24 protein-coding genes are annotated in these 26,017 nt (G+C 62.0%); 8 read left to right on the top strand and 16 right to left on the bottom strand.

What is annotated here, in order from left to right; genetic code table 11:
* Positions 1-3: 3 nt before the first annotated feature.
* The gene (locus RSE12_09105) at positions 4-663 is read right to left on the bottom strand and encodes an amino acid ABC transporter permease (GenBank protein ID WRH64457.1); all 660 of its coding nucleotides are present in this window, start codon (positions 661-663) and stop codon (positions 4-6) included.
* A gap of 58 nt (positions 664-721) precedes the next feature.
* Complete coding sequence (locus RSE12_09100; protein WRH64456.1) at positions 722-1,543, bottom strand: transporter substrate-binding domain-containing protein; 822 nt, start codon at positions 1,541-1,543, stop codon at positions 722-724.
* 135 nt (positions 1,544-1,678) lie between these two features.
* Between RSE12_09100 and RSE12_09095 the strand changes: the two genes are divergently transcribed.
* Both RSE12_09095 and RSE12_09090 read left to right on the top strand, forming a co-directional pair.
* A complete protein-coding gene (locus tag RSE12_09095) occupies positions 1,679-2,920 on the top strand; it encodes an FAD-binding oxidoreductase (GenBank protein ID WRH64455.1) in 1,242 nt (413 codons plus the stop codon).
* Positions 2,921-2,935: 15 nt separating this feature from the next.
* Entirely contained in the window at positions 2,936-3,934 is a 999-nt protein-coding gene (locus RSE12_09090; protein WRH64454.1) for a 4-hydroxyproline epimerase, read from the top strand.
* A 901-nt stretch (positions 3,935-4,835) separates the two neighbouring features.
* Here the strand turns inward: RSE12_09090 and RSE12_09085 are convergent.
* Positions 4,836-5,705 carry a LysR substrate-binding domain-containing protein gene (locus RSE12_09085; GenBank protein ID WRH64453.1) on the bottom strand — a complete coding sequence of 290 codons (870 nt, stop codon included), beginning with the start codon at positions 5,703-5,705 and terminating at the stop codon, positions 4,836-4,838.
* Between the two features lie 140 nt (positions 5,706-5,845).
* On the opposite strand from RSE12_09085, the gene RSE12_09080 reads away from it, so the two are divergent.
* Together RSE12_09080 and RSE12_09075 are read left to right on the top strand one after the other, a co-directional pair.
* Positions 5,846-7,372, top strand: a complete 1,527-nt coding sequence (locus tag RSE12_09080; protein WRH64452.1) for a trimethylamine methyltransferase family protein — start codon at positions 5,846-5,848, stop codon at positions 7,370-7,372.
* 7 nt (positions 7,373-7,379) lie between these two features.
* On the top strand, positions 7,380-9,794 hold the full coding sequence (locus RSE12_09075) for an FAD-dependent oxidoreductase (protein WRH64774.1): 2,415 nt from the start codon (positions 7,380-7,382) through the stop codon (positions 9,792-9,794).
* 93 nt (positions 9,795-9,887) lie between these two features.
* On the opposite strand, the gene RSE12_09070 is transcribed toward RSE12_09075, so the two are convergent.
* The 8 genes from RSE12_09070 to RSE12_09035 all read right to left on the bottom strand — a co-directional run bounded on the left by RSE12_09070 (position 9,888) and on the right by RSE12_09035 (position 19,015).
* Complete coding sequence (locus tag RSE12_09070; GenBank protein WRH64451.1) at positions 9,888-11,276, bottom strand: MmgE/PrpD family protein; 1,389 nt, start codon at positions 11,274-11,276, stop codon at positions 9,888-9,890.
* On the bottom strand, positions 11,233-12,591 hold the full coding sequence (locus tag RSE12_09065; GenBank protein ID WRH64450.1) for a cytosine deaminase: 1,359 nt from the start codon (positions 12,589-12,591) through the stop codon (positions 11,233-11,235). Before RSE12_09065 ends, RSE12_09070 begins: the two co-directional genes overlap by 44 nt.
* Positions 12,592-12,827: 236 nt before the next feature.
* Positions 12,828-14,474 carry an ABC transporter substrate-binding protein gene (locus RSE12_09060; GenBank protein WRH64449.1) on the bottom strand — a complete coding sequence of 549 codons (1,647 nt, stop codon included), beginning with the start codon at positions 14,472-14,474 and terminating at the stop codon, positions 12,828-12,830.
* Positions 14,475-14,523: 49 nt separating this feature from the next.
* The gene (locus RSE12_09055; protein ID WRH64448.1) at positions 14,524-15,927 is read right to left on the bottom strand and encodes an FAD-binding oxidoreductase; all 1,404 of its coding nucleotides are present in this window, start codon (positions 15,925-15,927) and stop codon (positions 14,524-14,526) included.
* Positions 15,928-16,051: 124 nt separating this feature from the next.
* Entirely contained in the window at positions 16,052-16,837 is a 786-nt protein-coding gene (locus RSE12_09050; GenBank protein ID WRH64447.1) for a creatininase family protein, read from the bottom strand.
* A gap of 8 nt (positions 16,838-16,845) precedes the next feature.
* Positions 16,846-17,442, bottom strand: coding sequence for an NAD(P)H-dependent oxidoreductase (locus RSE12_09045; GenBank protein WRH64446.1), 597 nt, complete (start codon positions 17,440-17,442; stop codon positions 16,846-16,848).
* Complete coding sequence (locus tag RSE12_09040) at positions 17,442-18,323, bottom strand: DMT family transporter (GenBank protein ID WRH64445.1); 882 nt, start codon at positions 18,321-18,323, stop codon at positions 17,442-17,444. Before RSE12_09040 ends, RSE12_09045 begins: the two co-directional genes overlap by 1 nt.
* Positions 18,320-19,015 carry a glutamine amidotransferase gene (locus RSE12_09035; GenBank protein WRH64444.1) on the bottom strand — a complete coding sequence of 232 codons (696 nt, stop codon included), beginning with the start codon at positions 19,013-19,015 and terminating at the stop codon, positions 18,320-18,322. Before RSE12_09035 ends, RSE12_09040 begins: the two co-directional genes overlap by 4 nt.
* A 147-nt stretch (positions 19,016-19,162) precedes the next feature.
* Between RSE12_09035 and RSE12_09030 the strand changes: the two genes are divergently transcribed.
* Positions 19,163-19,552, top strand: coding sequence for a RidA family protein (locus RSE12_09030; GenBank protein WRH64443.1), 390 nt, complete (start codon positions 19,163-19,165; stop codon positions 19,550-19,552).
* Positions 19,553-19,720: 168 nt separating this feature from the next.
* Here RSE12_09030 and RSE12_09025 read toward each other — a convergent pair whose 3' ends face one another.
* Positions 19,721-20,668 carry a LysR family transcriptional regulator gene (locus RSE12_09025; GenBank protein WRH64442.1) on the bottom strand — a complete coding sequence of 316 codons (948 nt, stop codon included), beginning with the start codon at positions 20,666-20,668 and terminating at the stop codon, positions 19,721-19,723.
* Between the two features lie 111 nt (positions 20,669-20,779).
* On the opposite strand from RSE12_09025, the gene RSE12_09020 reads away from it, so the two are divergent.
* Both RSE12_09020 and RSE12_09015 read left to right on the top strand, forming a co-directional pair.
* Positions 20,780-21,232 (top strand): cupin domain-containing protein, encoded by a 453-nt coding sequence (locus RSE12_09020; protein ID WRH64441.1) that lies wholly within the window; start codon positions 20,780-20,782, stop codon positions 21,230-21,232.
* Positions 21,225-21,602: a hypothetical protein gene (locus RSE12_09015; GenBank protein ID WRH64440.1), complete on the top strand. Its 378-nt coding sequence runs from the start codon at positions 21,225-21,227 to the stop codon at positions 21,600-21,602. The genes RSE12_09020 and RSE12_09015 overlap by 8 nt, the downstream gene beginning before the upstream one ends.
* Positions 21,603-21,809: 207 nt before the next feature.
* Here RSE12_09015 and RSE12_09010 read toward each other — a convergent pair whose 3' ends face one another.
* The 4 genes from RSE12_09010 to RSE12_08995 are packed head-to-tail and all read right to left on the bottom strand — an operon-like array spanning position 21,810 to position 24,936.
* Positions 21,810-22,937: a low temperature requirement protein A gene (locus tag RSE12_09010; protein WRH64439.1), complete on the bottom strand. Its 1,128-nt coding sequence runs from the start codon at positions 22,935-22,937 to the stop codon at positions 21,810-21,812.
* Positions 22,938-22,995: 58 nt separating this feature from the next.
* On the bottom strand, positions 22,996-23,733 hold the full coding sequence (locus RSE12_09005; protein WRH64438.1) for a type 1 glutamine amidotransferase domain-containing protein: 738 nt from the start codon (positions 23,731-23,733) through the stop codon (positions 22,996-22,998).
* A 12-nt stretch (positions 23,734-23,745) separates the two neighbouring features.
* Positions 23,746-24,300, bottom strand: a complete 555-nt coding sequence (locus RSE12_09000; protein WRH64437.1) for an antibiotic biosynthesis monooxygenase — start codon at positions 24,298-24,300, stop codon at positions 23,746-23,748.
* A gap of 3 nt (positions 24,301-24,303) precedes the next feature.
* Entirely contained in the window at positions 24,304-24,936 is a 633-nt protein-coding gene (locus RSE12_08995; protein WRH64436.1) for an NAD(P)-binding domain-containing protein, read from the bottom strand.
* Between the two features lie 74 nt (positions 24,937-25,010).
* Here RSE12_08995 and RSE12_08990 point away from each other — a divergent pair, with 74 nt between their 5' ends.
* Positions 25,011-25,934, top strand: coding sequence for a LysR family transcriptional regulator (locus RSE12_08990; GenBank protein ID WRH64435.1), 924 nt, complete (start codon positions 25,011-25,013; stop codon positions 25,932-25,934).
* Positions 25,935-26,017 lie beyond the last annotated feature (83 nt).

Genomic DNA, 26,017 nt, shown 5'->3' with positions numbered 1-26,017 from the left:
GGGTCACGTCCGGGAAAGGCGCCGGAAAATAAGCCGGGCCGACACTTCGACGATTTTTGACAGGAGAAAATAGATGGCTGCGGCGACCAGAAAGAACTCAAAGGTGCGGAATGATTCAGATTGGGCCGCCTGAGTCGCACCAGTCAGTTCCCGCAAACCGATGATCATGCCAAGCGAACTGTTCAGAAGGGCCCAGTTCAATTGGTTGACGTAGGGAAAGAACACTGTCTTGAACACCTGCGGAAAGACCACCCGCGTGTAGCTTTGGCCGACGGTCATGCCCAGCGAACGCGCCGCCGACATCTGGGTCTTGGGGACTGAGTTCAAGCCGCCGCGAAAGACCTCGGCCAGATAGCCCGCGTTGTTGAAGGTCAGCGCAGCCACCATCGCAACGTAACTGCTCAGATGGATGCCAAAGGCCCCCAGACCAAAATAGACCATGTAGATCTGGAAGAGGGCCGGTGTGTTTCGCGCCAGTTCGACCCATGCCGTCGAAAGCCGCAAGCCAAGACCACGACCCTGCCGGCCGATCGCCAATGCAACCCCAAAGGCGGTGCCCAGGATCATGGAAAGCACCGTGATCTGCAGGGTCAGGGCTGCACCTGCCGCAAGTTCGGGCAGTCTCTGCCAGACGATCGACCAGTAGAACGTGTAGCCGAACATGACCAGTTCACCTTCTAGGTTTGGGCGAAGACTGAACCGCCTTCGCCCCTGTTCTTGTTCAGTATTCGACCAACGGGGTGGCAAGCGCCGGAGGTTCACCTGCCCCGAAGTAGATGGCGTAGAGCTCGGCATAGCGGCCGGACGTCACCTGCGACCAAACGAATGTCCTGACAAACTGAAGCAAGTCCTGATCGGCTTTGCGCACCGCAATCCCAGCCAGATCCGGCGGTGTCGGCGCATCGCCTGCAACCTTGAGGTTCGCGAACTGCCCGCTCTGGATTAGGGCCGCGGCGGCCGCATTGCCCACGATGAGGCCATCAATCTTGCCTTGGCTAAGCGCAAGATAGCTTTCGGCCTCGCTGCCGTAGCCGGTATAGCTGCCAGCCGGATCAGCCCATTGGCCGAAGGCGGCCTTCAGATCCTTCTCGGTCGTCGTGCCGGTCACGCCACCAATCGCGCGGCCCTTCATCTCGTCAAAAGAAGTGATGTTCGTGTCGTCCCGGGTCAGAACAACATTGATGTAGTTGACGTAGGGCTGCGAGAACGCAACCGACAGGGCGCGTGCTGGCGTGATCGAAGTTGATGCAATCAACACATCGATCCGATTGGATTGCAGCGCCGGGATCCGCTCTGCCGACGGGGTTTCCACGATCTCGGCCTCGACGCCCAAAGCTGCTGCCATGTCCTTGCAGTAAGCGACGTCGTAGCCTTCAGGTTCGTTCTGTTCGTTGCGGAAACCGGCGGGCGGGTAGTCGAGTTGGACGCCGCAGCGCAGTTTTCCTGACGCAATGATGTTGTCAATCGACGGGTCCGCCGTTGCAGTCCCCGCCAGGCAAAGCGCCATCGGCACGGCAATCGCTGCCGCGAGTAGCTTCTTCATTATGACCTCCAGTGTTGGACGACCGCGAATCCAGCGGGTCGGCGCTATTGTTTAACTGGATCCAATCGACAGTTGTCAATTAAAAGATTCTGCCCTAGAGAGATCTGCAGAAGCATCAGGCGGAAAGGTCCGGGAATGGCTGGCAGGACTGTTTTGATTGTTGGGGGCGGCATCATCGGACTCGCCGTCGCGCATAATCTGCTTGGTCGTGGCCACACGGTCACCATTCTTGACCGGGATCCCGAAGGCGATCGTGCCTCTTATGGCAATGCCGGCGGGATTGCCGTGTCCGAAGTTATTCCTGCCTCAGCCCCGGGCGTCTTTCTCAAGGTGCCGGGATGGTTGCTCGACCCATTGGGTCCTTTGGCCGTTCGATGGCGTCATCTACCATCATTGATCCCTTGGCTGCTCAGGTTCTCTCATGCATCGAGCCGGACCGAAATGCTCCGAGGGGCAAAGGCGCTCGCCAGCCTGAACAACCGCACCTATGACGACCTCCTGCCGATGTTGGCTGCAAACGGGTTGCAGAACGAATTGCACTGCAAGGGTGCGCTTTCGGTCTATGAAACCGAACGGGCTTTTCAGGCCGATGCCGGAACGTGGGATCTGAGGCGGCTTCACGGTATCACTTGTGATGAACTCAGTGGAGATCAGGCGCGGGAGATGGAGCCGGCCCTTGGCCCCATTGTCCGGCGGGCTGTCGCAACCCCGCAATGGTCCCATGTCTCTGACCCACGGACCCTGCATTCGGCGCTCTTGACCTCACTCCGCCAGCGCGGCCTGACGGTGATCCGCGGTTCTGCCGTGGGCCTGACGCCAATGGAAAGTGCAGTCACGGTGGACACCTCGGATGCCGGGCCTCTGGCGGCGGAAGACGTGGTGATCGCAGCCGGTGCCTGGTCGGGCTCTCTGGCTGCGACCATCGGCGATCGGGTTCTCTTGGAAAGCGAACGGGGGTATAACACGACCATCGCGGCGCCGGGCATTCAGCTCGGGCGCGAAATCATTTTCGCTGAACGACAGTTCGTGGCAACACCGCTGTCTTGTGGTTTGCGCATCGGCGGTGCCGCTGAATTTGGTGGGCTTGACGCCAAACCCAACTTCAAAAGATCGAATGCGCTGGTCAGCCTTGCCCGCCGGTACTTCCCCGATCTGGTCGAAACCCACGGCACAATGTGGTCGGGTCATCGACCGGCAACCCCGGACAGCCTTCCCGTCATTGGTCGGTCAAGCCGGAACCGGCGGGTTATTCATGCCTTCGGACACGGGCATCTGGGGCTGACCCAAGCGGCAACCACGGGCCGGCTGGTGGCTGATCTGATTGACGGTGCCACGCCTGTCGTCGACCTTTCGCCTTTTTCTGTAGATCGCTTCTGAACCTGGAGTTCCCAAATGCGCCACACCTTCTTTTGCATCGACGCCCATACCTGTGGAAACCCTGTCCGCGTCGTGGCCGCGGGTGCGCCGCAATTGCCGAATGTGTCGATGGCCGAAAAGCGGGTTCTATTCCAAAGGGATCATGATTGGGTCAGAACGGCCCTTATGTTCGAACCCCGTGGCCATGATGTCATGTCAGGAACGATCCTCTACCCGTCTTCGCGGACGGATTGCGACATTGGCGTTCTTTTCATCGAAGTCAGCGGCTGTCTGCCGATGTGCGGGCATGGCACAATCGGCACTGTGACGGCTGCTCTGGAAGCAGGGCTCGTTACTCCCCGCGTTCCGGGGTGCCTCTCCATCGAGGCTCCTGCGGGCCGCATAAATGTTGAATACCAGATGGAGGGCCCTCACGTCCGTCATGTAAGGCTCTTCAACGTTGCCAGCTATCTTCACGCCCGCGACGTTGCCATCGTTGTGCCAGGTTTGGGCGAGATCACCGTCGACTTGTCATATGGTGGTAACTTCTATGCGATCATCGAACCACAGGTGAACTGGCCCGGGCTTGATCGCATGTCGGCGAGCGACATCGTCCGACTGAGCCCGATTGTTCGCGCTGCGGTTCAAGAGGCAGTCGCACCCGTCCACCCTGAGGACACGCGCATTGCAGGGGTCAGTCACGTCATGTGGTGCGACGAACCCCGGCACCCTGAGGCGACGGCGAGAAATGCAGTTTTCTACGGTGCGAAGGCAATTGATCGGTCCCCGTGTGGAACGGGATCGTCAGCACGGATGGCTCAGTTACACGCCAGGGGTCGGCTGAAGGTCGGTGACAACTTCATCCATGAAAGCATCATCGGGACTCTTTTTGATTGCCGCATTGAAAGCGAAACAGACGTTGGCGTAAACCCTGCGATCCGACCGAGCGTGGCCGGTTGGGCACAGATCATCGGGCACAATACAATCTTCGTCGATGATCGTGATCCCCTGATGAAGGGCTTCCAGATAGCTTGAAGATCAGACAACGGCATCGTTCGAAAACAGGGTGAGCCTCTTGAACGAAGTACCTACCAAAGGTTCAGCTTTGTTCGGGAGTTGTGGTGTTGTCAGAAGCATTGGGCTTTAAACGACCTCGCAGCCCGGCCAGCCTTTCGGGATGACCGGACGCTCCCCTTTCCTTCATTTCAAGAGCGCCCGAAGGTCTTCCACCTTGCGACGCTGATGGACATCCGGGATCCGTAGTAGCGACGAAATCTCGATGACTTGCAGTGCGAGCGGGGTATCTCTCCCAACCATGAAGTAGAGGCACATTTCGCTGGAATTGATGCCTTTTGATGAGTTACCAAATGGAGAAGGTTGGATCGCAGCAGCTTTGCCTTCTGCATTCTACCCGGTGTCTCAACTGTATCGTCAGCGCGTTGGGGTTGGAAAGCTGCCCTTCGCGGGGGCACTTTGGAATGGCAGCTATGGGCCGGTTGCGACATGCATGGCGCGATGGGCGGAAAGCGGCCATTCGCTGCGGTGTGTGCCGAGGTCCGAGTTTCGGACGAAGCGGATGTTTGCAGCTGCAGCAAGAATGGTCACTGTTATAGAGGAGAGGCAGTGCACCCGGCTTTAACCGCACGGAAGTGTCAAGGTACCCATAGCGAAGCCCTCTTGTGAGAAGACCCTCGAGCATCCACCTTACTCCCGGCCACCGATTGATCGCCTCCGCGGCGAGCAACCTATGACGGCTGTATTCTTGCGGCGCTGCGCGACCATCTTTCCACAACGTTCACACAAGGCTTGCATGGCCAGAAGCATTGAACGAAGGCAAGCGATCTGGAAGGGGCACTATGTGCGCATTCAGCCTGTGCCTTCTTGACGGCCTTGGTTGTCTTGTCCTCATGCGCCCGGAGCGCGTTCGACGGGTTGCCTAAACCTGTTTCAACAGGAACTGCATGAGCTTTTCGCTTGCTCTTGTAGGGCTCAATTCGCCGGGTCGCAGATCATAGCCCCATCCGCTCGCGATCCTGCCGGGGAACGGCTCCACAAGCGACCCACGCCGCACGTGAACCTCGGCCAGCGAAGCCAGTGTGACCGCGCAGCCCAACCCAGCGATGGCCATTTCCAAGGCCACGTTGGAACTGTCTGTCTTCAGACCCTGCACAAGTGGCAGGTCGGGGATTCCGTGATGGTGCGCAAAGGCCTCCCACAACTCCTGTCGGCCAAGGATATGGATCAGGCCCTTCTTCAGGACGTCGGCAGGCACGTGCATGGGATCCGGCCCGGTCAAGAAATCAGGCCGACAGACCATGACCAATCGCTCTTCTCCCAAGCTCTCGCCTACAAGTGGTTGGCTGACATGGCGGGGAATGATCCGTAGATCGACAATCTGTTCGGTGGATTCCGCCCATATCGTCGCGTGAACAGTGACTTCGACCTCCGGGTTCTCGGCCCGATAAGCGCTCAGACGCTCGGGAAGCCAATTGGTGGCAAGGCTTGCCGGACAGGCAATCGTGACCTCCTTTCGGTGCCGGACGGTCTGCACTTGCCCCGTGGCCACATCGATCTGCGCCAAGGCGCGTTGCAATGCCGGAAGGTAGGCCGATGCGACTTCGGTCAGCGTCAGGCTGCGCGGCGCGCGGTAGAAAAGGGGGCGTCCAATGAACTGCTCCAGCGCCCGCACATGGCCGGAGACGGCCGCTTGGGTCATGCGCAACTCCTCGGCCGCCTTTGTAAAGCTCAGGTGGCGGGCAGAGGCCTCGAACGACCGGATGTAATTCAAGGGTGGCAGATACTTCATCGCGTCTCTCCTGCCGGCAGATTAGTCGATCCCGGCTGGTCCGGCCACCGACTATGCCCCAGAATAACTTGGGTTCAGGCCCCCGTTTCGGTTTCGTGACTCTTTCTGCCAAGGTTTTAGGCTGTGAAAAAGGACGAGGGATGGCGATGCGGGAAGCAAGACGAGGGCGGCGCGAAAAGGCCGGGGCCAGCATCGCCCAACTCCCATGGGAAAGCGTCCGGAACGCCTACGCGCCGATGGAGATTCTGTCCGGCGATCAGATGCAGGACTTGCACGACACCTCGATCCGCATCCTGAAGGAACTCGGGGTGAAGGTGATGGGTGCAAATGTCCGTGCCCTCTTCGCGACCGCAGGGGCCAGGATCGACGACGATGGCCTCGTGCGGATCGACGAAACCCTCGTCGAAGCCGCGTTATCCACCGTACCACGGGAATTCACGCTCACCCCGCGCAACCCCGCAAAGCGTGTGAACCTTGGCGGCAATCATCTGGCCTTTGGCTTGGTGGCGGGACCGCCGAATGTGCATGATCGGGTGAACGGACGCAGATCCGGGAACCTTGACGACTATCGCAACTTCATCCGGTTGGCGCATCATTTCAACGCCATCCATATGATCGGCAACCAGGTGACCGCGCCGCAGGAACTGCCCGCCAACAACCGGCATCTGGACACCTATTTCGCCAACCTCACGCTCTCGGACCTGACCTTCCATTGCACCGCCATCGGCAGGGGCCGGGCGATGGACGGGATCCGCATGATGGCCATTTCGCGGGGCATCAGCCTTGAGGATATGGCCCGCGACCCCGGCGTCACAACCATCATCTCGATCAACTCGCCACGGCTTCTGGATGACGCGATGGGCGATGGCCTCATCGCCATGGCCGAGCATGGCCAGCCTGTCACCATCACCCCCTTCACATTGATGGGAGCGATGACCCCGGTCTCCCTGCCCGCCGCCATGGCCCAACAGAATGCCGAGGCGCTGTTCGGTGTCGTCCTGACGCAGCTTGTCCGTGCCGGCACGCCGGTGATGTACGGCGCCTTCACCAGCAATGTCGACATGCGCTCGGGCGCGCCAGCCTTTGGCACGCCAGAGAACACCAAAGCCAACGTGATCGCGGGCCAGCTGGCGCGGCGATACGGATTGCCCTACCGAACCTCGAATGCCAATGCCTCGAACGCCGTCGATCTGCAGGCGGCCTATGAAACGTCGATGGCGACGTGGGGTGCGGTGATAGGCGGTGCGAACCTGATCTATCACGCGGCGGGGTGGCTCGAGGGTGGCTTGACCGCCAGCTACGAGAAGCTGATCCTGGATGTGGAAATCCTTCAGAACATCGTGGAATTCCTGCGGCCGCTGAAATGGGATGCTGATGAACTCGGCTTCGAGGCGATCCGCGATGTGCCCGCAGGCGGCCATTTCTTCGGTGCGGCGCATACCATGGCGCGCTATGAAAATGCCTTCTACCAGCCGATGCTGTCGGACTGGCGGGGGTACGAGAACTGGGCGCTTGCGGGTGCGAAAGAGGCAGACGCCCGCGCGACCGACCTCTGGCAACAGGCGTTGGCTGAATATGAAGAGCCGCCGATGGACCCTGCCATCCGCGAAGAACTGGAAGCCTATGTCGCAAAGCGGCGGGAAGAGATCGGCGATGACGAGCCCTGAGACAAAGCTGAAATCCCATGCCCAAGCTGTTGTGATCGGCGGCGGGCTGGTGGGCTGTTCGATCCTGTACCACCTGACCAAGCTCGGTTGGACGGATGTGGTCCTGTTGGAACGTTCGGAATTGACCAGCGGTTCTACCTGGCATGCGGCGGCCAATATCCACGGGCTGCACGACCAGACCAACATCAGTCGTCTGCAGCACTACACGATGGGCCTCTACAAGGAATTGGAGGCTGAGACGGGTCAAGGCTGCGGCATCTTCCAGCCCGGTTCGCTCTATCTGGCCCAGACCGAGGCGCGCGAACATCAGCTTCGCCTGCAGGCTGCAAAGGCGCGCTACTACGGGATGGATTTCCACGAAGTGCGCCGGGACGAGGCCGAGCGTCTGCATCCGCTGGTGAACTTCGACGGCATCCGCTGCATCATGTATGAACCGCAAGGCGGCAATGTCGACCCGTCAGGCGTGACGATGGCCTATGCTGCAGGCGCCCGGGCACGGGGCGCGCAGATTCACCGCAACTGCCCCGTGACGGCGACGCGGGCTCAGCCGGACGGCTCATGGATCGTGGAAACGCCTTTGGGAGAGGTGCACACTCAATGGGTGGTGAACGCTGCTGGCCTCTGGGCACGGGAAGTGGCGGCGCTGGCGGGGATCGCTCTCCCCCTGATTCCGACCGAACACCAGTATTTCGTTACCGAAACCATCCCCGAGATTGCCGCGATGGACCGCCGCCTGCCATCGGTCGCTGACCGGGATGGCGAGTATTACCTGCGGCAGGAGGGCAAAGGCCTTCTGGTCGGTGCTTACGAGCGCGACATGAAGTTCTGGGCTGAAGACGGCACACCCAGTGGGTTTGGCCACGAACTCTTTGCCGATGATCTCGAACGGATCGAACCCAACATGCTGCGTGCCATCGACCGTGTCCCCGTGGTGGGAACGGCGGGGATCAAGCGCGTCATTAACGGGCCAATGATTTGGTCTCCGGATTCCAGCGCACTTTTCGGCCCGGTACCCGAATTGCGTAATTTCTTCTGCTGCAACGGGATAATCCCGGGGTTCTCGCAGTCCGGGGGCCTCGGGCTGCTTTCGGCAGAGTGGATTGTCGAGGGGGAGCCGAAGCTGGACATGTTCGGCTGGGACCTCGCGCGGTTCGGTGCTTGGGCGGGCAAGGATTTCACAAAGGCCCGTGTCCGCGACCAATACGCCAACCGCTTCAAGATCCATTTCCCGAACGAGGAACGTGCAGCGGGTCGTCCGGTGCGCACCCGCCCGATCTTTGAAACCCAAAAGGCGATGGGCGGGGTATTCGGCCTCAACTATGGCTGGGAACACCCCCTCTGGTTCGCCGCCGACGGCGAACCGAAAGAGGAAAGCATCGGGTTTGACCGGCAGAACTGGTGGGCACCCGTAGGCCGCGAGGCACGGATGCTGCGCGACCGCGCCGGGATCATCGACATCTCGAACTTCGCCCGCTACCGGATCACGGGGCCCGCGGCCAAGGACTGGCTGGAGGCACTGCTGGCCAACCGGATACCGGGCATTCCGGGCCGGTCCTGCCTTGCCCCCCTGATCGGCAAGCGCGGCGGGATTGCCGGGGATTTCACCGTCACATGTCTCGGCCCGGACGACTATTTCATGGTCGGGTCGGGCATGGCCGAACGCTATCATAGGCGCTTCTTCGATGCGGTGCCATTGCCTGCGGGCACGGTTTGGGAAAGCGCAACCGAAGCGATGGCTGGGTTCAACGTGGCCGGACCGCTCGCTCGTGATCTGCTCACGCGTTTGACGAATGCCGATCTCTCGAACAACGCCTTCCCCTTCATGCGGTCAGCCCGGATCGATGTGGCGGGCGTGCCCTGCATCGCCTTGCGGGTCAGCTTTACCGGCGATCTCGGTTGGGAACTGCATTGTGCCGAGGCCGATCAGCCAAGGCTTTACGCGGCCCTTTTGCAAACAGGTCAAGAAATTGGCGCGGGTCCGGTCGGTTCCCGTGCGCTGATGAGCCTTCGGGTCGAAAAGGGCTACGGGTCATGGGGCCGTGATTATTCGCCGGAATACTGGCCACAGGAAACGGGGTTGGTGGGGCTCATAAAGGCCGACAAGGAGTTTCTGAACAAGGCAGCTTGGCAGACCATTGCGTCCCGTCCCCCGCGTGAGGTGCTGCGGACACTGGTGGTCGAGACGACCACAGCGGATGCGACGGGGGGAGAGCCGATATTTGACCTGCAGGGCAAACCCGCCGGAAAGGTCTCGTCCGGAGCCTATGGCTACCATGTCGGGCAGTCCTTGGCGCTCGCCTATCTGCGGCCCGACATCGCCGCCGGGTCGGAGTTGCAGGTGATGGTTCTGGGTCGCCCGCATCCCGCACGGGTGTTGGAAGGGGCCGCCTTCGATCCAGACGGCAAGCGGTTGCGAGCTTAGCCAGCCACTCTGGTCGCTTCGCTTGCCCTGCCCGATCCGGCAAAAGGTACAGTCCGGCGCGCTCTGGATGGAGCGATCCGGCCGACGCCCCACTCAGACCGGGGTCACGGCCAGATCGAGCAGGCTTTCGATGGACTGCCCATGCCCAAGCCCCTCTGCCGCCTTGCGCAAGGCAATGGCCTTGGCGGCCCCAAGAACCGGATCGGCGCAGGCGTGGAACTTGCCGTGCATTTCATCGCGGCTGACCATCGCCTCAGGGTCGCCACGCGCTTCGGTGGGCGGCGATTCAAGCCGGGTTCCATCCTGTAGAACCAATACGGCATGGGCGAACCGGCGGGCTGGGAAGGCGGCGTTGTAGGCGTCGGATTCGGTGACCACCATGCCCTCAGAAAGTCGCCGGATTTCGGGGTCGGCGAATGCCGCCTCGGTGATGTCTGCGGCCCCGATGGTGCCGCGTACGGCAGCGACGGCTGCGGGAAATGCCGTGGAATACTGCGCCTCTTCGGTGGTCGATGGCGTGCGCGTCGCAAGACGCAAGGACTGGTGGAAGGTCACGATCTCGATCCGCGCGACGTCCGTCGACCGCAAACCGTGCCCCTGCATCAGCGACAGAACCGCCTGAACGGGTGGCTGCGCCCAACGACAGACCGGAAAGGGCTTGTAATACTGCTCCATCACCCGCCAGGTCTGGCCAAGATCGCCCCAAAGGTCGGCCACATCGGCTCCATCCGCTGTCACCGCAGGCGCGCCGGTGAAGCCCGACCTTGCCAGATAGGCTGCAGAAACCCCCGCCATTCCGCCCCAACCCGAGCCATCCTTCAGCATCGTCGGATGGTCGATGCAGCGCATCATCTGGCTGCGTGGGCCGTGGTATTCCGCGATGCCAAGCGCGTGGCCAGTCTGGTCAGCCGTCAGCCCCAGATAGCGGGCGCCTATGACCGCACAGGAAAGCGCCGTCCATGCCCCGCTGGTATGATAGTCGCAGGCGGTTCGGTGCAGGGCTATCCCCGCGCGGGTGCCGATCTCGTAGCCAAGCAGAAGCGACACCATCAGATCGCCACCGTCCAGCTTGGCCGTCGCCTCTGCCATCGCCATTGCGGCAGGAAGGGCCGCGCAACCTGCATGGCCCTTGGTCAGGCGATGGCCGTCATGGGCGTCATAGGCGTCAATTGTCATGCCCCCCGCAAGCGTGGCTCCCGCAGGGCTGACCGCGCGACCGTCCAGAATCATGCGGGCCGGGGCAGAACCGGGGGCGAACTGGTCCGCCGCGTGATCCCGGATGATCCGGCTCAAGCGGGTGCCGATCCCGCCCGCGGCCACGCCCAGCAGATCGACAAGGAAATCGCGCGTGCGATCCTGCACCGGGGCAGGAACATCCTGCCAGCGCAAACCATGAAGAAAGTCGATCAGGTGCATGGCGAAGTCCCCGGAAAAAGGATCACGATACAGTGTCGGCCAGCCCGAGGGCGGCTTCAAGCTCATGATGATGCGGCAAGGGATCGGTCACTCGCCGCCCGGCATTCAGGACGATCCGGTCAGCCTGATCACGCGCCAGAATGACGTTCAGGCTGCGGGCCTGAAAGATCACCAGATTGGCTGGAAGGCCCGCGCCGATGCGCCCAAGGTCAGGCCGCCCGATCAGGTCGGCGGGCACACGACTGGCCATAGCAAGGCTGCCCGCAAGCGGCTCGTCGGCCTGAAAGACCCGGATCGCCTGTTTCAGCGTATCCAGCATGTCGTGATCGCCATAAGCGAACCAGGCGTCGCGGCAGTTGTCGCCACCGATGGCTAAGGGCAGCCCGGCCGCGCGGATTTCCTTCGCCGCCGTGACCCCACGCCAACGCGGTGTGCGGCCCGGCTTTCGGTCCATCAGATACATCATCGGTGTCGGCATCGACACAAATGCAAGGTCGGCCTCGCGGGCAAGGGCCAGCGTCCGGTCGATGATCTCTGGCGGCATCAGCGAAAGATTCACGCAATGGCCCAGAACCACACGCCCCTGAAATCCGCTGCGTAACCGGGCCTTGGCGATTTCGGGGATCGTGAAGGCGGAAAGGTCCTCGGTCTGGTCGACATGCAGATCGACATCCAGCCCCCGCTCCCCTGCCAAGGCAAAAAGACGGTCAAGCGCCTGCCCCAGCGCGTCATATGTGCCGTTCTCGCCCCGGTCCAGCGTATCGGTAACCCCACCAAGGATGCCGCCCATATCCGCCGCCAGGTCCGCAAGCGCGCGCGCTTCTGGGCCAATCCACGCCTCCATCGCACAGATGGTCACGCCTTGCAGATCAACCCTGCCCGCCCACTTTGCGCGCATCCGGTCCAACGCGCGCCAATGGTGCCGGGAATAGGCAAGCGTCTCGCTATCGACATGGCTGCGCAAGGCGGCAACGCCATGCGCATGGGCGCAGCGGAGACCGAACTCCATTCTCAGATCCAGGTCCTCGTCCGTCCAGCGTGGCCAGTCCTCTGCGGTCAGGGAAAATCCGCCATGGATCGTGCCGTCCGGCCGGACACGGGGAATCGCATGGCCGCAATCAAGATGGGTGTGCATGTCGATGAAGGCGGGCCAGAGGTGGCGCCCCTCCAAGTCGACACGACCCCCGGCATCAGGCGCCTTTCCCGCCGGGAAAAGTGCCGCGATCCGACCGTCATCAACCAGCAGATCCAGCAGCAAGGCGCCCTCTGCATCCCGCCATGCTCCCAGAGGCGGGTCCACGGCCAGTTCGGCCGGAACCCGGGCGTTGGACAGAACAAAACGATTGTCCTGCGGAATGCGCAGACCGGTTTCGGGCGGCATGACGTCTTACTCCTGAGGTGATCCGGTCAGAACCCGGCCTTGATCCGGTCGAAGCTTTCAAACTGCCTTTTCCAATGGTCGTGTCCGAAAGAGCTGGTGGCGCGGTGATGTTCCGTCGATGTGATTGAATCCGACGGCATCAATCTGTGACAGGCTATTTTCCGGGTCCGTTCGCAGGGATTGGGCAGGGCCCGAAGGCAGGCTCAGTGAAGCCTTCGGGCCGGGACTTTGTTCGATCAGGCCTCAAGCCAGACGGCACCCAGATCCATCTCGAAGGTCTGGTGAACGCGGTACCCCTTCAGCTTCGGGTTTGAATGCGAATAGACGTTCTGCCAGTAAGGCTGGATCAGGACGCCATCGCCCTGCAGCATCGCCTCCAGCTCAGCCATGATCGCCCGCCGCGCGTCGACATCCGCTGTGGCCAGCGCCTGCGCCAGCTTCGCGTCGAAGTCGGGGTTGGCATAGGCGCTTTCGTTCCACGGCTCACCCGAGCGATAGGCCAGCGCCAGAACCTGCACACCAAGCGGGCGCATGTTCCAGTTGGTCATCGAGAAAGGATACTTCGTCCAATCGTTCCAGAAGGTTGCGCCCGGAATGACCGTCCGCTTCATATTGATCCCGGCATCGCGCGCCTGTGCGGCAATCGCGTCGCAGGAGGCCTGATGATAATCTTGGTCGATCGAGATCAGGTCGAACTCGAATTCCGCCTTGCCAGCCTCTTCCAAAAGCGCCTTGGCCTTTGCCGGATCGCGCGTCTGCTTTGGCAGTTCGGCGTATTCCGGGTGGATCGGGCTGACATGGTGGTTTTCACCGACCGTCCCAAGGCCCGAGATGCCCAGTTCCAGCACCAAGGCATTGTCCACCGCCGCCTGGATGGCCTGCCGCACCCGCTTGTCGGTATAGGGTTCCTGCGCCACATTCATGCGCGCCACAACGGTATTGGCGGTCGCAATGGTGTTCCGTGTCGCGCCCAGCGCATCCAAGGAGTCGAGGAAATTCTCCCCTGATTGCTGGTTCAGATCAACCTCGCCCGAGGCCCAGGCATTCATCTCGATGACGGGATCGTTGCCGTAATCCGTGAACTCGATGGCATCGAGATATGCTTCACCACCCCACCATTTGCCATCCTTGCGGCGCACGACACGCGCCTTGCTGCCAACTTCGTGGAACTCCAGTTCGAACGGGCCAGTCCCGATCGGGTTCGCCGCGAGATTGGAGCCCGTCTCCTCATAACTGCGGTGGACGACAAGTGCCGGATAGTCCGCCATGTTCGGGATGATGGCAATATCGGGCGTCGCAAGGTTCAGTTGCACCGTCATGTCGTCGACCTTCACGATCGCCCCATCGCGCGCCTTGCCCGTTGCATCGTCGATCATCGCCGAGAAGCGGGACGCCATGGAATTGCCTTCCGCCGACTTGTCGCACCACCGGTTGATGTTGAAGATCACGTCATCGGCAATGAATGCATCACCGTTGTTCCAGGTCACACCCGGACGGATGCGGAGCGTGTACTGGGTGGCATCGGCGTTCACCTCCCAGCTTTCCAGAAGCTTGCCCTCAAAGGTGAAGTCCTGCGTGTACTTGACCAGCGGCTCAAGGAACTGCCGCGCAAGGTTCGCGATCTGCGACCAGTCCGCGGTGCGGGGGTCCTTCAGGTCCATCACCTGCATGCCCACGCGCAGCGTTCCCCCTTTCACGGGTGTTTCCTGTGCCAGGGCCGGTGCAGGCAGGCCCAGCATGGCATAGGCCGTGGCCGCAGAAGCGCCAAAGGCGGTGGCGGTGGCCAGAAACTCGCGCCGCGTCATCGGGTCTCGACCGCCTGCCATGGCGGTACGGGTCAGGTGATCGGGAAGGGGTCGGCCGTTGCGATCCATAAAGGGCATGATGATCTCCTTGTTGGGGCTGGGGCGGGTGTTCCGCCTCTTTCTGGGTTCAGGTCTGGTGAAGGGCTTCGATGGCTTCGGGCGCCAAGTCGCGAACACGCGCCCATTCGCGGCTTTTCAGGCTGTTCAGCAGGCCCAGAGGATCAAGCCGCTTCTTCCATGCGAGGTGGCGGTAGTCTGCCTTCTTCATGCCGCCCTCCTCGATGATGCAGGAATGCGGGTCCGATGCCGGACAACCATGCCCCTCGTAAAGGCTCATGATCTGATAGAGCCGCTCATCGGTCGTGTAGGTCACGAGAGGCAGGTCAAAGGCGACCAACTGCCCACCCATGCGCGAGAACTCGTGATGCATATAAACGTCATCGCCCAGCACCGCCTGCAGCTCGATGATCTTCGCCACGTTCAGGGGCGCGGGGCACAGGATCTGCAGATACGTAACCTTGCGGTCGGTTTTCAGCGCCTGAAGCGTGGCGTGATTGTAGGAAAACTCGAATGCATGCGGCAACCTGCGGGCCTGTCGGTCGGTCTCGTCCATTTCAAGGTCGATCTGGCCGCCCTGCACTGCCACCAGCTTGCGGAAAGCGTCCATCTGGCCGCGCGGAACCAGCGTCACCAGCATCGCCCGGCCGTCCGCAACGATCCCCCTCAGCCTGTCGAAATAAGCACCGATCCGCGCGTCGAGGGTGGAACAAAGCTTGCGCCGGATGTCCGATGCCGCAAGGGCCATCCCGGCCGCATAGCAGGCGGGATAGCTGTCGAAAGTGGCGATGCAGCCGATCCAGTCCTCGGTCGGCACCGTCCGCAGCGTGAGTTCGGTGATGACGCCGTTGATGCCCCACGCGTGGTGGATCATGTTGATCTGGTCACCCGTGAACACCACCTCACGCGGCGTCTGTTCCGCCGACAGCACGCGAATTTCCAGAATGTTGCCCGCATCGCGCAGCATCCCGTGGCTCACCGTGCCGATCCCGGCAGACCCGCCCGAAATGAACCCACCTATGGTCGCTATGTCCTGTGTCGACGGGAAAACGGGCAGTTCCCGCCCCCGTTCCTTCAGCGCCTCGTTCAACTTCAGGATGTTGCAGCCCGCCTGCACACGCACGAAGTCATGCCCGATCTCCAGCACCTCCCCCATTGCCGTGGTGTCGATGATCAGGCCGCCTTCCATCGGAACGGACTGTCCATAGTTGCCGGTTCCCCCGCCGCGAAGCGTCACCGGGACGCGATGGCGTGCCGCCAGGGAGAGGCACCTTGCCATCTCGGCGGGGGATTTCGGCCGTGCGACCAGATCCCCGAAACAGGTCTTCAGGCGACGGTCGAGGATGGGGGAATACCAAAAGAAATCGCGGCTGCGCTTCTTGACCAGAACCGGCTCGCTGATCACCTCGACTGGGGCGAGATGTGCCGCAAAGGCGGCCCAGTCGATAGACGTCTTTCCAGAGATGCTGGCCATGCTCGGCTTTCAGGATGAAGCTGCCGAGAAAGCGTATGACTAGCTGCAGCAGCGTTCACGCAAGCAAAACAGGGACGTGACCCAAAGGGATTCGACGTCATTTCGCGGGGGCGGATAACTTGACTCAGCCAGGAGTGAACTGCGCGAAGGTGCCGACCAGCCGGGCCAGCCTTTGGGCAGCCGTACCGAGAAGCACCTCGCCCTTTGTCGCCGTCGCCGCGGCAGCATCACCGACGGCACCCTTGGGGTTGAGATCACCCATCAGCCAGCCGGGGCGGAGAGGGGCCATGCTCAATCCAAGGTCCGGGTGATCCCTGCGCCAGTCAAGATGCGCCGAGCCGAAGGCCTCCGCCCGGTCCATGCGGACGCGTTCCGGGTGGGCAGCAAGCATGGCCGACGTTTCCACATCCCCGGCATGCAGGCCGTTCGTTGCTTCGGCTTCTCCCACCACCTCCTCCGTTCCGGCAAGATCATCCCACGCGACATGCGCAGTGATCTGGCCGAACTCCGCCCGCAGGTCCCTGCAAGCCACGTCCAGGATGGACCGGTTACCCCCATGCCCGTTCAGGATCATCAACCGGCGAATCCCGGCGCGATGCACCGACGCGGCAATGTCGTGCAAAACGCGCAAAAGCGTGTCGGCCGAGAAGGACAGCGTGCCAGCCCATGCCTCATGCTCCGTGCTCTTTCCGATGGCCTGCACGGGCAAGGCAAGCACTGTCAGATCGCGGCGGATCAACGGCAAGGCGCGCGTCAGAACGGCCAGCGTCAGATCCCGGTCAACAGAAAGAGGCAGATGCGGCCCATGCTGTTCCACTGCGCCGATGGGAAGGATCGCCACAGCGTTTGCCCGGTCAAGCGCGGCAAAGTCCATGGCGGTCAGGTCGGCCCAATGTCCGATATGGCCCATGCGGCCTCCTAAAGCGGGATCCGCGCAATGCGGGCGCGGACCCGATCGACATAGCGCCGGCGTGACAGGTCTGTCGTCTCTTCGATACCGTGAAGACCCAGCCAGAAGGTCCGCGTCCGCGCATGGGTGCAAAAACGCAAACCGCGCAGGATGATCTTGCGCCCCGGCGCGCCCATCAGGAAAGTCCAGAACCACCAGGGCGAGCCGAAGGTGGTGACCACCCCGATCAGCCGGATATTGGTCAGCGTCGGTCGAAGGCGTTGGCCTTCCTCATGCAGCGTAAAGGCAATGCCGGGCCGCCATACCCGGTCCATCCAGCCTTTCAGGATCGCGGGCTGCGCGTACCACCACGTCGGATAGACGAGGATCAGTCCGTCAGCCCATTGCAGCGCCTCGACATGATGAACCAGATCCGCCGGAATGGCGGCGTCTTCGGTGTAGCCGCGGCGCTCTTCGGCGGACATCACCGGATTGAACCCATCGCCATGCAGGTCGATCAGGCGCACGTCATGGCCTTGGGCGCGGGCGGTTTCCAGAGCGGCCGCGAGAAGCGCTGAGTTGAAGCTTTCGGGCACCGGATGGGCATGGACGAACAGCAGACGCATCAGGCAGGGCTCATCGGCTGGGTCAGGCGGCGCACGGTGTGCAGCGTCACGGTGACGATGATGATTGCCCCGCCGATCAGTGTCATTTGGCCCGGGTTCTCGCCGATCACGGCCCATACCAGCAAGGGCCCGAGGATCACCTCCAGAAGCGTGATCATCGAAACTTCCGGCGCCGGCAGATAGCGCGGCCCCAGCATCAGCAGGCCGGCCGCACCGGGCAGGATGATCGCGCCGGACAGAAAGATCAGTGTGGCCTGTGTCGTGCTGACAGGTTCAAAGTCGGCAAAGGGAACGGCCAAAAGCCCGCCAAGGATCGACCCGAGCGCCAGATGCGGCAGCATGTTGCGGCTGCCTGTCGTCCGAAGGGTGACGTAATAGGCGGCGATGGTCAGCGCGTTCATCAGCGCAAAGCCATCCCCCAGAAGCCGCCCGTGACCAAGACTGCCCGAGCCGATGATCAGAACACCGGCGAACACGAGAGCGATGGCAAGTGCTGTCGCGCGGTCGATGCGCTCCTTTAAGAAGAAGAACGACAGGATTGCGGCGAGAAACGGGGCGATGGCCAGAACCAAGAGCGCGTTGGCGGCTGACGTATACTGCATGGCCGAACACCAACTGAGCACGCCGCCCGCGTTCAGCCCGATGATGAGAAGCCCTTTTCGATCGAACCATTCACCCCGTCTGGGCATGGTCTGCGGGGCGAGGATCATGTTGCCCAAGAGAAAGATGCTCCCTGCAAGCAGCCCCCGCCAGAACGCAAGCGCCAGCATGTCGCCCCCGATCAGCCGCATGATCAGCGCGTCTGGGATGAAGATCATCACACCGGCAAGCGTAACGACGATGCCGAAAGCCTGGGGATTCCGCTGGGCTAGGGATGTCATGCAGTACCAAAGAGCTTTCGCAGGAAGCTGTAGAACCAATCGGCTTGTCGCGCGTCTGCCTCAAGCATCAGCGCGTCCTGCTCGGCTCTGGTCTGAACACCGGGCTTGCCATAGGGCGCCCATGCATTCGCCTGCCAGCGCCGGAAGCCTTCGATGGTGCATTCTGGGTGGAACTGGAAAGCATAGGTCTTGTCGCCGTAGCGAAAGGCCTGATTGGGATACATCGGGCTTGAGGCTAGATGCACGGCCCCTTCGGGAATGGCGAAAGTGTGGAAATGCGCCTGCGTCATATGCAGCGTTTCCGGCAGGAAATCGCGACCCTCGGAAGTGGGCGAGATGGGGTAGTAGCCGAACTCGTGGACCGGCTGATCATAAGGCCCGACCTCTGCCCCAAGGACGCGGGCGATTTGCTGTGCGCCCTGACAAAGGCCAAGAAGGGGGATACCCGCAGCGATGCACCCCCTGATCCAGTCAGCCTCTTCGTTTAGGAAAGGGTGCTTGTCTTCCTCGAAGACATTGAACGGCCCACCATAGACAACCGAACCTGCAACATCCGGACCGGGCAGACCCAGCTTGTCGCCCTTGAAAGGGCGGCGAAACACCGGCTCGAACCCGTTCTGCACGGCATAGGTCACGACCCGGTCATCCGGCGGATCATCGCCATGGCGGACAAGCACGATCTTGCGGGACATGGGTTTCTCCTTCCAAGGCCGACGCGAGTTTAGTCCGATCCCGGTCCGGTTTGGCAAAAGGAAAACGGGGGTGTGATGATCGGTTTTTTTGCCCGGCGCGACCCGCTGCCTGGGGCATGGTGAGCCTAGACAACCGCGAGAGACGCCATGCGCCCCCTGACACCTCCGACAATCGCCGCACCTCTTGCCCGCTATGCGCACGGTGTCCTGCTGATCAGCGGCGCCCGGATCATCCGGACATCGGGCCAGTTGGGCCTCGCCCCCGATGGCACTGTGCCGGAGAGCATGACCGAACAGGCTGCGATCTGTTTCGCAAACATACGCGAAATCCTTGCCGAGGGCGGCATGGGAGTGCCGGATATCTGTCACATCTCGGCCTGGCTGACGGACCGCAACGATCTGCCAGCCTACATGGCGGCACGAGACGCCTTCCTCGGCGACTCGGTAGTTTTGCCTGCTTCGACCCTGCTGTTGGTCGCGGGCTTTGCACGACCAGAGTTTAAGGTCGAGATCGAGGTCATGGCTGCAACGGGTTAGGACACAAGAAGTCTCTAGGTTGCGGCTCCATCAATCGAACAAGGCTGTAGTCGACCTTCAATTCGACACCGCCTGCTGGTCTTGGTGCTCTAGACCTGTCCGCATCGGGGCTGAAGCAGCCGTTCGCTGGGAAGAGGACGAACGGCGGGTTTGGGCCGAAACCATTCCTCACGCGCCGGCCATCGGACCTCTATCCACCGCCGTAAGCAGAGACGCGACAACGCTTCTAAGCCAAATCAGGCCGCGTGAGCCGGAATTCCGACGGTGCCACGCTTGGTGCATCTCTTCCTTGGGAAGGTTGAATGGCAGCTGAAACATGTCCAGCCCCGCTGAAGGGGCCACGCGCTCGGCCAGTTGCCGGGGGATGATGCCGATCATGTCTGTCGCGGCTACTGCCTGCCAGACAGGCGTGAAGCTGGGCGCACGCATGGCCGTCTTTCGGACGAACCCTTTGCTTTCCATGAACCGCTCATGTGCCTCGGGTTCGTCATCTGTGACACGGAAAACCGCATGACGCAGCACGCAGAAAAGCGCGATGGGCATGGGATCACCGGCCCGAACGCCGTGGCGCTGGACCTCGGGGTGCCCGCGACGGGCAATCACTCGATAATCCGGCTCAAACAGGAACTCGGACTCCAACCCCGGTGACAAAACGTGCGCTGGGACAAACAGTAGATCAACGCGCCCGTCACGTAGATCGTCGATCGCAGTCCGTCCGATCGCGTCCGAATAGCGCAAGGTGATGCCGGGGGCGTCGCGCTCAAGGCGCGCCATCAGATCGGGCAGCAGTACCTGTGTAAAAAAATCCGGGGCGGCCAGTCGAAACGTGTCCGTCGCGGTCTGCGGATCAAAGACAGGACGGGCCAGAACCGTCGTCGCATCCTCGAGAAGTGCGCGCACGGGCGCCCTCAGGGTCAGCGCAAACTCTGTCAGCTGCAAACCCTGGCCGTCGCGGATCAGCAGCGGATCGCCAAAGGCCGCACGCAGCCGCCCAAGCGCGGCGGAGACCGCAGGCTGCGACAATCCGATCCTCTGCCCAGCGCGCACGGTGGACTGCTCGCGCAGCAGGGCATCAAGAACCTTCAGGAGGTTGAGGTCAAAGCTGGATAAATTCATAAAACAAATTCCTATCATACAAACTATCAGTTTAACATATGGCCTCGCTCCCTCCATAGACGCGCTCACCGCAGACATCCGGGTCCATCCGGCATCAGAGGGAGAGAAGACATGACAACGTCTGACGACGTTCTCAAATGGAACGGCACAACGTATCGCACGATCCTGGCGGCGGCTGAAACGGGCGGTGCCATTTCCATCATCTACGGCGAGGCAGGCCCCTTCAACGGTCCACCGGCCCATATCCACAGACACGAAGACGAGATCATCGTTGTCCTGAGAGGCGAGGTCGAGTTCGAGACTGGCGATGCGCAGTTCACGCGCGGCCCTCTTGGCCTTGCCTTTCTGCCGCGTGGGCAGATGCACAGCTTTCGGACGGGTCCGGACGGCGCGTGTTGCCTGATCATCCTGACACCCGGCGGCTTCGAAGGCTTCTTTGCCGAGGCGGCGCGTGCCGATCTCCGCTTGCCGCAGGAGATCGCCAAGGTGGCCGCCCTTGCGCGCCGATATGGATCGGACTTTGTCGGTCCGGGTCTGGCGCATAGGATGGCCCAAGATGCGTGATCCCGCGTTCCTGTTCTTCTCCGCGGCCGCAGTCTGCGCCACCGGCGGCATGGTTTGGGGCATCCAGATGGCCATCAGCGGTGATCATCTTCTGGCCTCTGCTCATGCCCACCTCAATCTGGTGGGATGGGTCACACTCGCCTTGATGGGCATTTACTATCGGCTGACGCCTGCGGCGAACGAAACTCGTCTCGCCAAGGTCCATGCTGGCTGTGCGCTCCTTGGCGTCAGCGTGATGGTTCCAGGCATCGCAATCGTCATTCAGGGCGGAACTCCCGCCATCGCAGCGGGCGGGGCGTTCTTGTCATTTGCGTCGATGCTGATCTTTATCACAACGATCTTTCGGCATGGACTGGGGGCTAGGCACTAACGAAGAAATCGACTGCGAGTGCCGCTGCGGGACGTTGCGTTCTAGCGGCACCTCAGATTGTCGAGAGGCGCAATGCGAAAGGACTGTCGCTGAAGGCCTGCTATGGGCCGGTAGTGACTAGCCCTTCAAAAAGGGCGGAAAGCGGACGGTCAGGCCTGTCGCTTTCCGCGTCTTTATGCCGATTTCATGGACAAGGCTGAGAGCGGACTAAAGTTTGGCCGGGGTGTTTCGGTTCAGGCGCAAGGAAAGGCCGATCTGGCAGGCCGCCAGGGCAGCAAGCGCGCCGAGCAGCGTAGGCGCGGAGAAGATCATGGAGGGCAGGGCTGCGGCGAAGGCAGCGATAAGGAAATAGGGCCATCCCGATACCAACGGGCGCCGGTAAGTTGCCAGTGATACCAGTGTGACGCCCACCATCGATAGGGCGGCCCCGAAGGCAAAGACCCAAGGCGCGGGCCCTGAAAGGACTGTGTGATGTGCCAAATAAACCGTACCTGCGCCAAGGCCTGCGATGCCCAGATAGAGCGGGATGTGACCATAGGCCCAAAGGCGCAGGTTGCGCCCTGCGGCGGCATCGCTGACGTGGCGTTCGGCATTGCCCTTGGCGCGGCGGAAATAGCCGACCCAATAGAGAAAGCCCAAAAGCGCGCCCAGTAGGGCCACTGCAAGGGTATCGCCGTGCAAGCCCTCGCCATGGTCCAGCGCATGGACCGCCGCTGCGGCGGTTTCGCCCAGGAGGATGATGGTGAAGAGCCCAAAGCGCTCGGGCAGATGCTCGGGGTGTGGAGGGGCGCGGTGGGTTTCAGTCGCAACCAGAAACGGCGTGATGATGTCAAGCGCCAGAGCCACGCCCCATAGGGCAAGACGCACGCCCGGATCCGCCCAGATCGACCCGGCCCACAGGGCCACCTGCACGCCGTAGATAGCACCATAGATAGTGCAAAGCCGGGCAAGACCCGGACGGGCCATCTCGCGCAGGTAGCCCAGCATCAAGAATGCCTTGAACGCCGCCACCCCGCCCGCAAAGGCCCAAGCGCGGGCCCCGAAGGCATCGCTTGCACCATAGGCGATGAACACCACCGCAACGATCTGGGCAAAACCCACTGACCATTGGTCCGGGCGGTCCTTGTCGAACCGGCTGGCGTGAAAGGTGTGTCCCAGCCACAGCCACCACAGGACAAGGAACAGAAAACCAAACTCCAGCAAACCCGTCCAGTCGTAGTGATGCGACAGGGCGCCCGCCAGCGCGGCTACGGCGCCCACAAAGACAAGGTCGAAGTAAAGCTCGAACCATGTTGCTTTGCGGTTGTCTTCATGGGTCAGGATGGGGTTGGTCATTATGGCCTCTGGTCTGATGGGGGCACGGACCAGGGGGCGGCCCACGCGCTTTTTTGCGTCAGCGACCCAGCGTCTGGACGACCAGCTCTGCCGCCGCTCCACCTGAAAACTGCTGTTGGCCGGTGATGAGGTTGCCGTCGCGAAGGGCAAAGGGCTTGAACAGCGCGTTCACCACGAAATTGGTGCCCTCGATCTTCCGCGCCTCATCCTCGATCCAGAAGGGCTGGATCTTCTGGCCGACCCAGGCATCGGCAAAGGCCTCTTCGCTGTTGGCAAAGCCGGTCCAGGTCTTGCCCTTGACCAGCAGATCACCGTTCGACAGCCGGGTTTTCAACAGGATGCAGGTGCCATGGCAGACGATCGACACGATCTTGCCCGCCTCATAGGCGTGGGCGACAAAGGCATGCAGCGCGGCGTCATCAATCATCGTGACCATGGGCGATTGCCCGCCCGCAAGGAAGATTGCGTCATAGGTGGTTGGGTCCACTTCGGCGATGGATTTGGTGTCTCTCAGCATCGCCGCATGGCTGGCGGATGTTTTGAACCCCAGCGAGATCAGGTCATGCGCCGAATAACCCGAGGCGTCCTCGGGGTCGGAATAGCCGTCGGCCACCAGATCGCCACCCTTGGGCGAAACGATTTCCACCTCATACCCCGCTTCGGCAAAGGTCCAGTAGGGATGTGTCAGCTCGGCCCACCAGAAGCCCACCGGCCAGCCAGTGGTGGGCGAGGTACCGGGATTGGCGGCGATCATCAGCACTTTTTTCTTCGAATGCACATTGATAGAGGCAGACATTTCCTTGTCCTTTCAGAGGGTTTTGGTTTTCGGATAGATGAAGCGGGCGACCCTCGGCGTCAGGCGGGGCATGATGACATAGGTCATCAGACCAACCTGAATGCAGACCGTGACCAGCACCCGCAGGGCCAAGGGCCAGCCGGTTATCAAGGGCCCCAGCGTCAGGTTCAGGGTGAGGACCAGCGTGAACACCACAGCAATCAGCACCAGCGCCATACGGTGCGGGCTGGGCTGAGGCACCTTCGTGCCCGGCGGCGGGTCGAACCATAATTCAAGGCCTGTCATCCGCTCCCACGCCGCATCGGAGGCGAAGAGGGGGGCGGCCTCGGCCAGCATGGCGGTGCGGAAATCGGACCCCTCGAAAGCGTCAAGATGGTCCAGACTGTCAAAGCGGAAGACGCTGCGATACGCGGCCCCCGGTGCTGGGGGTCGGTGGAATTCCACCCCGAGATAGCCCTTGAACTGCGCTGCCGTGCCATGGTTCAGGCGTTCCAGCCAGGCCTCATACTCCTGTTCGCGCCCCGGCCTAACCTTGCGGCGCACAGTGATGGTGACGGGATCAGCCATGGCTTAGCCCTCCACCGCCGCAAAGGCCCAGTTGCGCCCTTTGCCACGCATCAGGGCCTGATTGATCCAGACCAAGGCAAAGGGTTCCAGAAGCCGTGCCTTGGAAAGATCACCCGCATCCATTGCGGCAAAGCCAAGGTCAGCCAACAGCGTCGCGGCCTGTATCTTTGCCGCGTCATGGTTGCCAGCCATGAACATGACAGGCCGGTGTGGGAGATGGTCGTTCCGTGCCATGATCTCGGCGCCGACTTGGTTCAGTGTCTTGACAACATGGGCGTCGGGCAGCCAGCCCTGCACGATTTCCGCGCCCGAGGTTGTGTGACCAACCGTAAGACCAAACGCACCTTGTACCATACCCAAGGGGTTCATGCAGTCGATCACGGTCTTGCCCGCCAGCGGCCCCAGCGCCTTGATAGCGCCTTCGGCCACGCCCCACGGCAGGGCAAGGATGATCAGTTCAGCCGCCTCGGCGGCGGCGGCGGGCAGCAGGGGCGTGGCTTCGGTGTCGGCGGCCAAACCCGCGACCTCTGCGGCCTGCGGATCGCGTGCGCCCAGCATCACCTGATGACGCTTGCCCTTCAGCCCGCGGGCGATAGCGCTGCCGACTGATCCGGTGCCGATGATTGCGACGCGCATTGCATATTGCCCTTGCTTCATTCAGTGCGGCAGAGATATGGCGGTGGTGAAAGAAATGGTAATGAATAAGGGTCATGTCAGACTTAAGCACATCGGAACTCCGCAGGCTGGACCTGACCTTGCTGCTGGTCTTTCTAGGGCTGTTGCGGCACCGCAAGGCGCTGGATGTGGCGGCGGAACTGGGCCTGACGCAGTCGGCCATCAGCCAGTCCTTGCGGCGTCTGCGCGACATTTTCGGGGATGACCTGTTCCTGCGCCGCCCGCATGGGATGGAACCCACCGCCACGGCCTTGGCGCTGGAGGCGCCGGTGGCGGCCGCTGTTGATGCCCTGCGCGGGGCCCTTGGGGCGGCGCGGGCGTTTGATACGGCCACGGCAAAGGGCCTTGTCCGCATTGCAGCCCTTGATGCTGAACAGGCAGTGCTGATCCCGCCCTTGGCCGCACGCTTGCGCGAATTGGCCCCCGGGCTGACACTGTCTGTCCTGCCCTTGGGCCGCGCAGCCGCAATGGAGGCGCTGGCCGAGGGCCGGGCCGATCTGGTGCTGGGCTTTGTCTGGGACTTGCCAGAGGCGATTTGCGGCGAAGTGCTCTATGAGGAATCTTTTCTGGTCGCAGGCCGCCCTGATGCCTTGCCGGATGCGCCCCGGATCGCGCTTGATGCATATTGCGCCGCCGACCATGTCCTGATTTCGCCCGGCGGCGATTTGCGTGGGGTGGTGGATGACCGGCTTGAGGCGATGGGCCGGACCCGGAGCGTCACTCTGGGCCTGCCAGCCTTTCTGCCCGCGCTTGCCGCTGTGGCAGCCTCGGGCGCTCTGGTCACCTTGCCCGCCCGCGTGGCGCAGACCTTTGCTCCCGGCTTTGGGCTTGTCACTGCCGAGCCACCGGTTCCGGTGCGGACGTTTCCGGTCTCGGTCTTCTGGCACCGGCGAAACGACAGTGACCCAAGAACGAACTGGATTAGACAACACCTGCACGAAGCCGCGCCGACCCGTTGAAGGACTGCGCGAAGCAAGAGCCGCATGAGGCGTGCCGCCAACGTCCGCTATGGGCCGACCGGCACCTAGCATGCCGGTCGGGC

The sequence above is a fragment of the Fuscovulum sp. genome (assembly GCA_035192965.1).
In the GTDB taxonomy this organism is placed as follows: domain Bacteria; phylum Pseudomonadota; class Alphaproteobacteria; order Rhodobacterales; family Rhodobacteraceae; genus Paragemmobacter.
The sequence above is the reverse complement of the archived record's forward strand: the minus strand, read 5'-3'. Positions and strand labels throughout refer to the sequence as shown.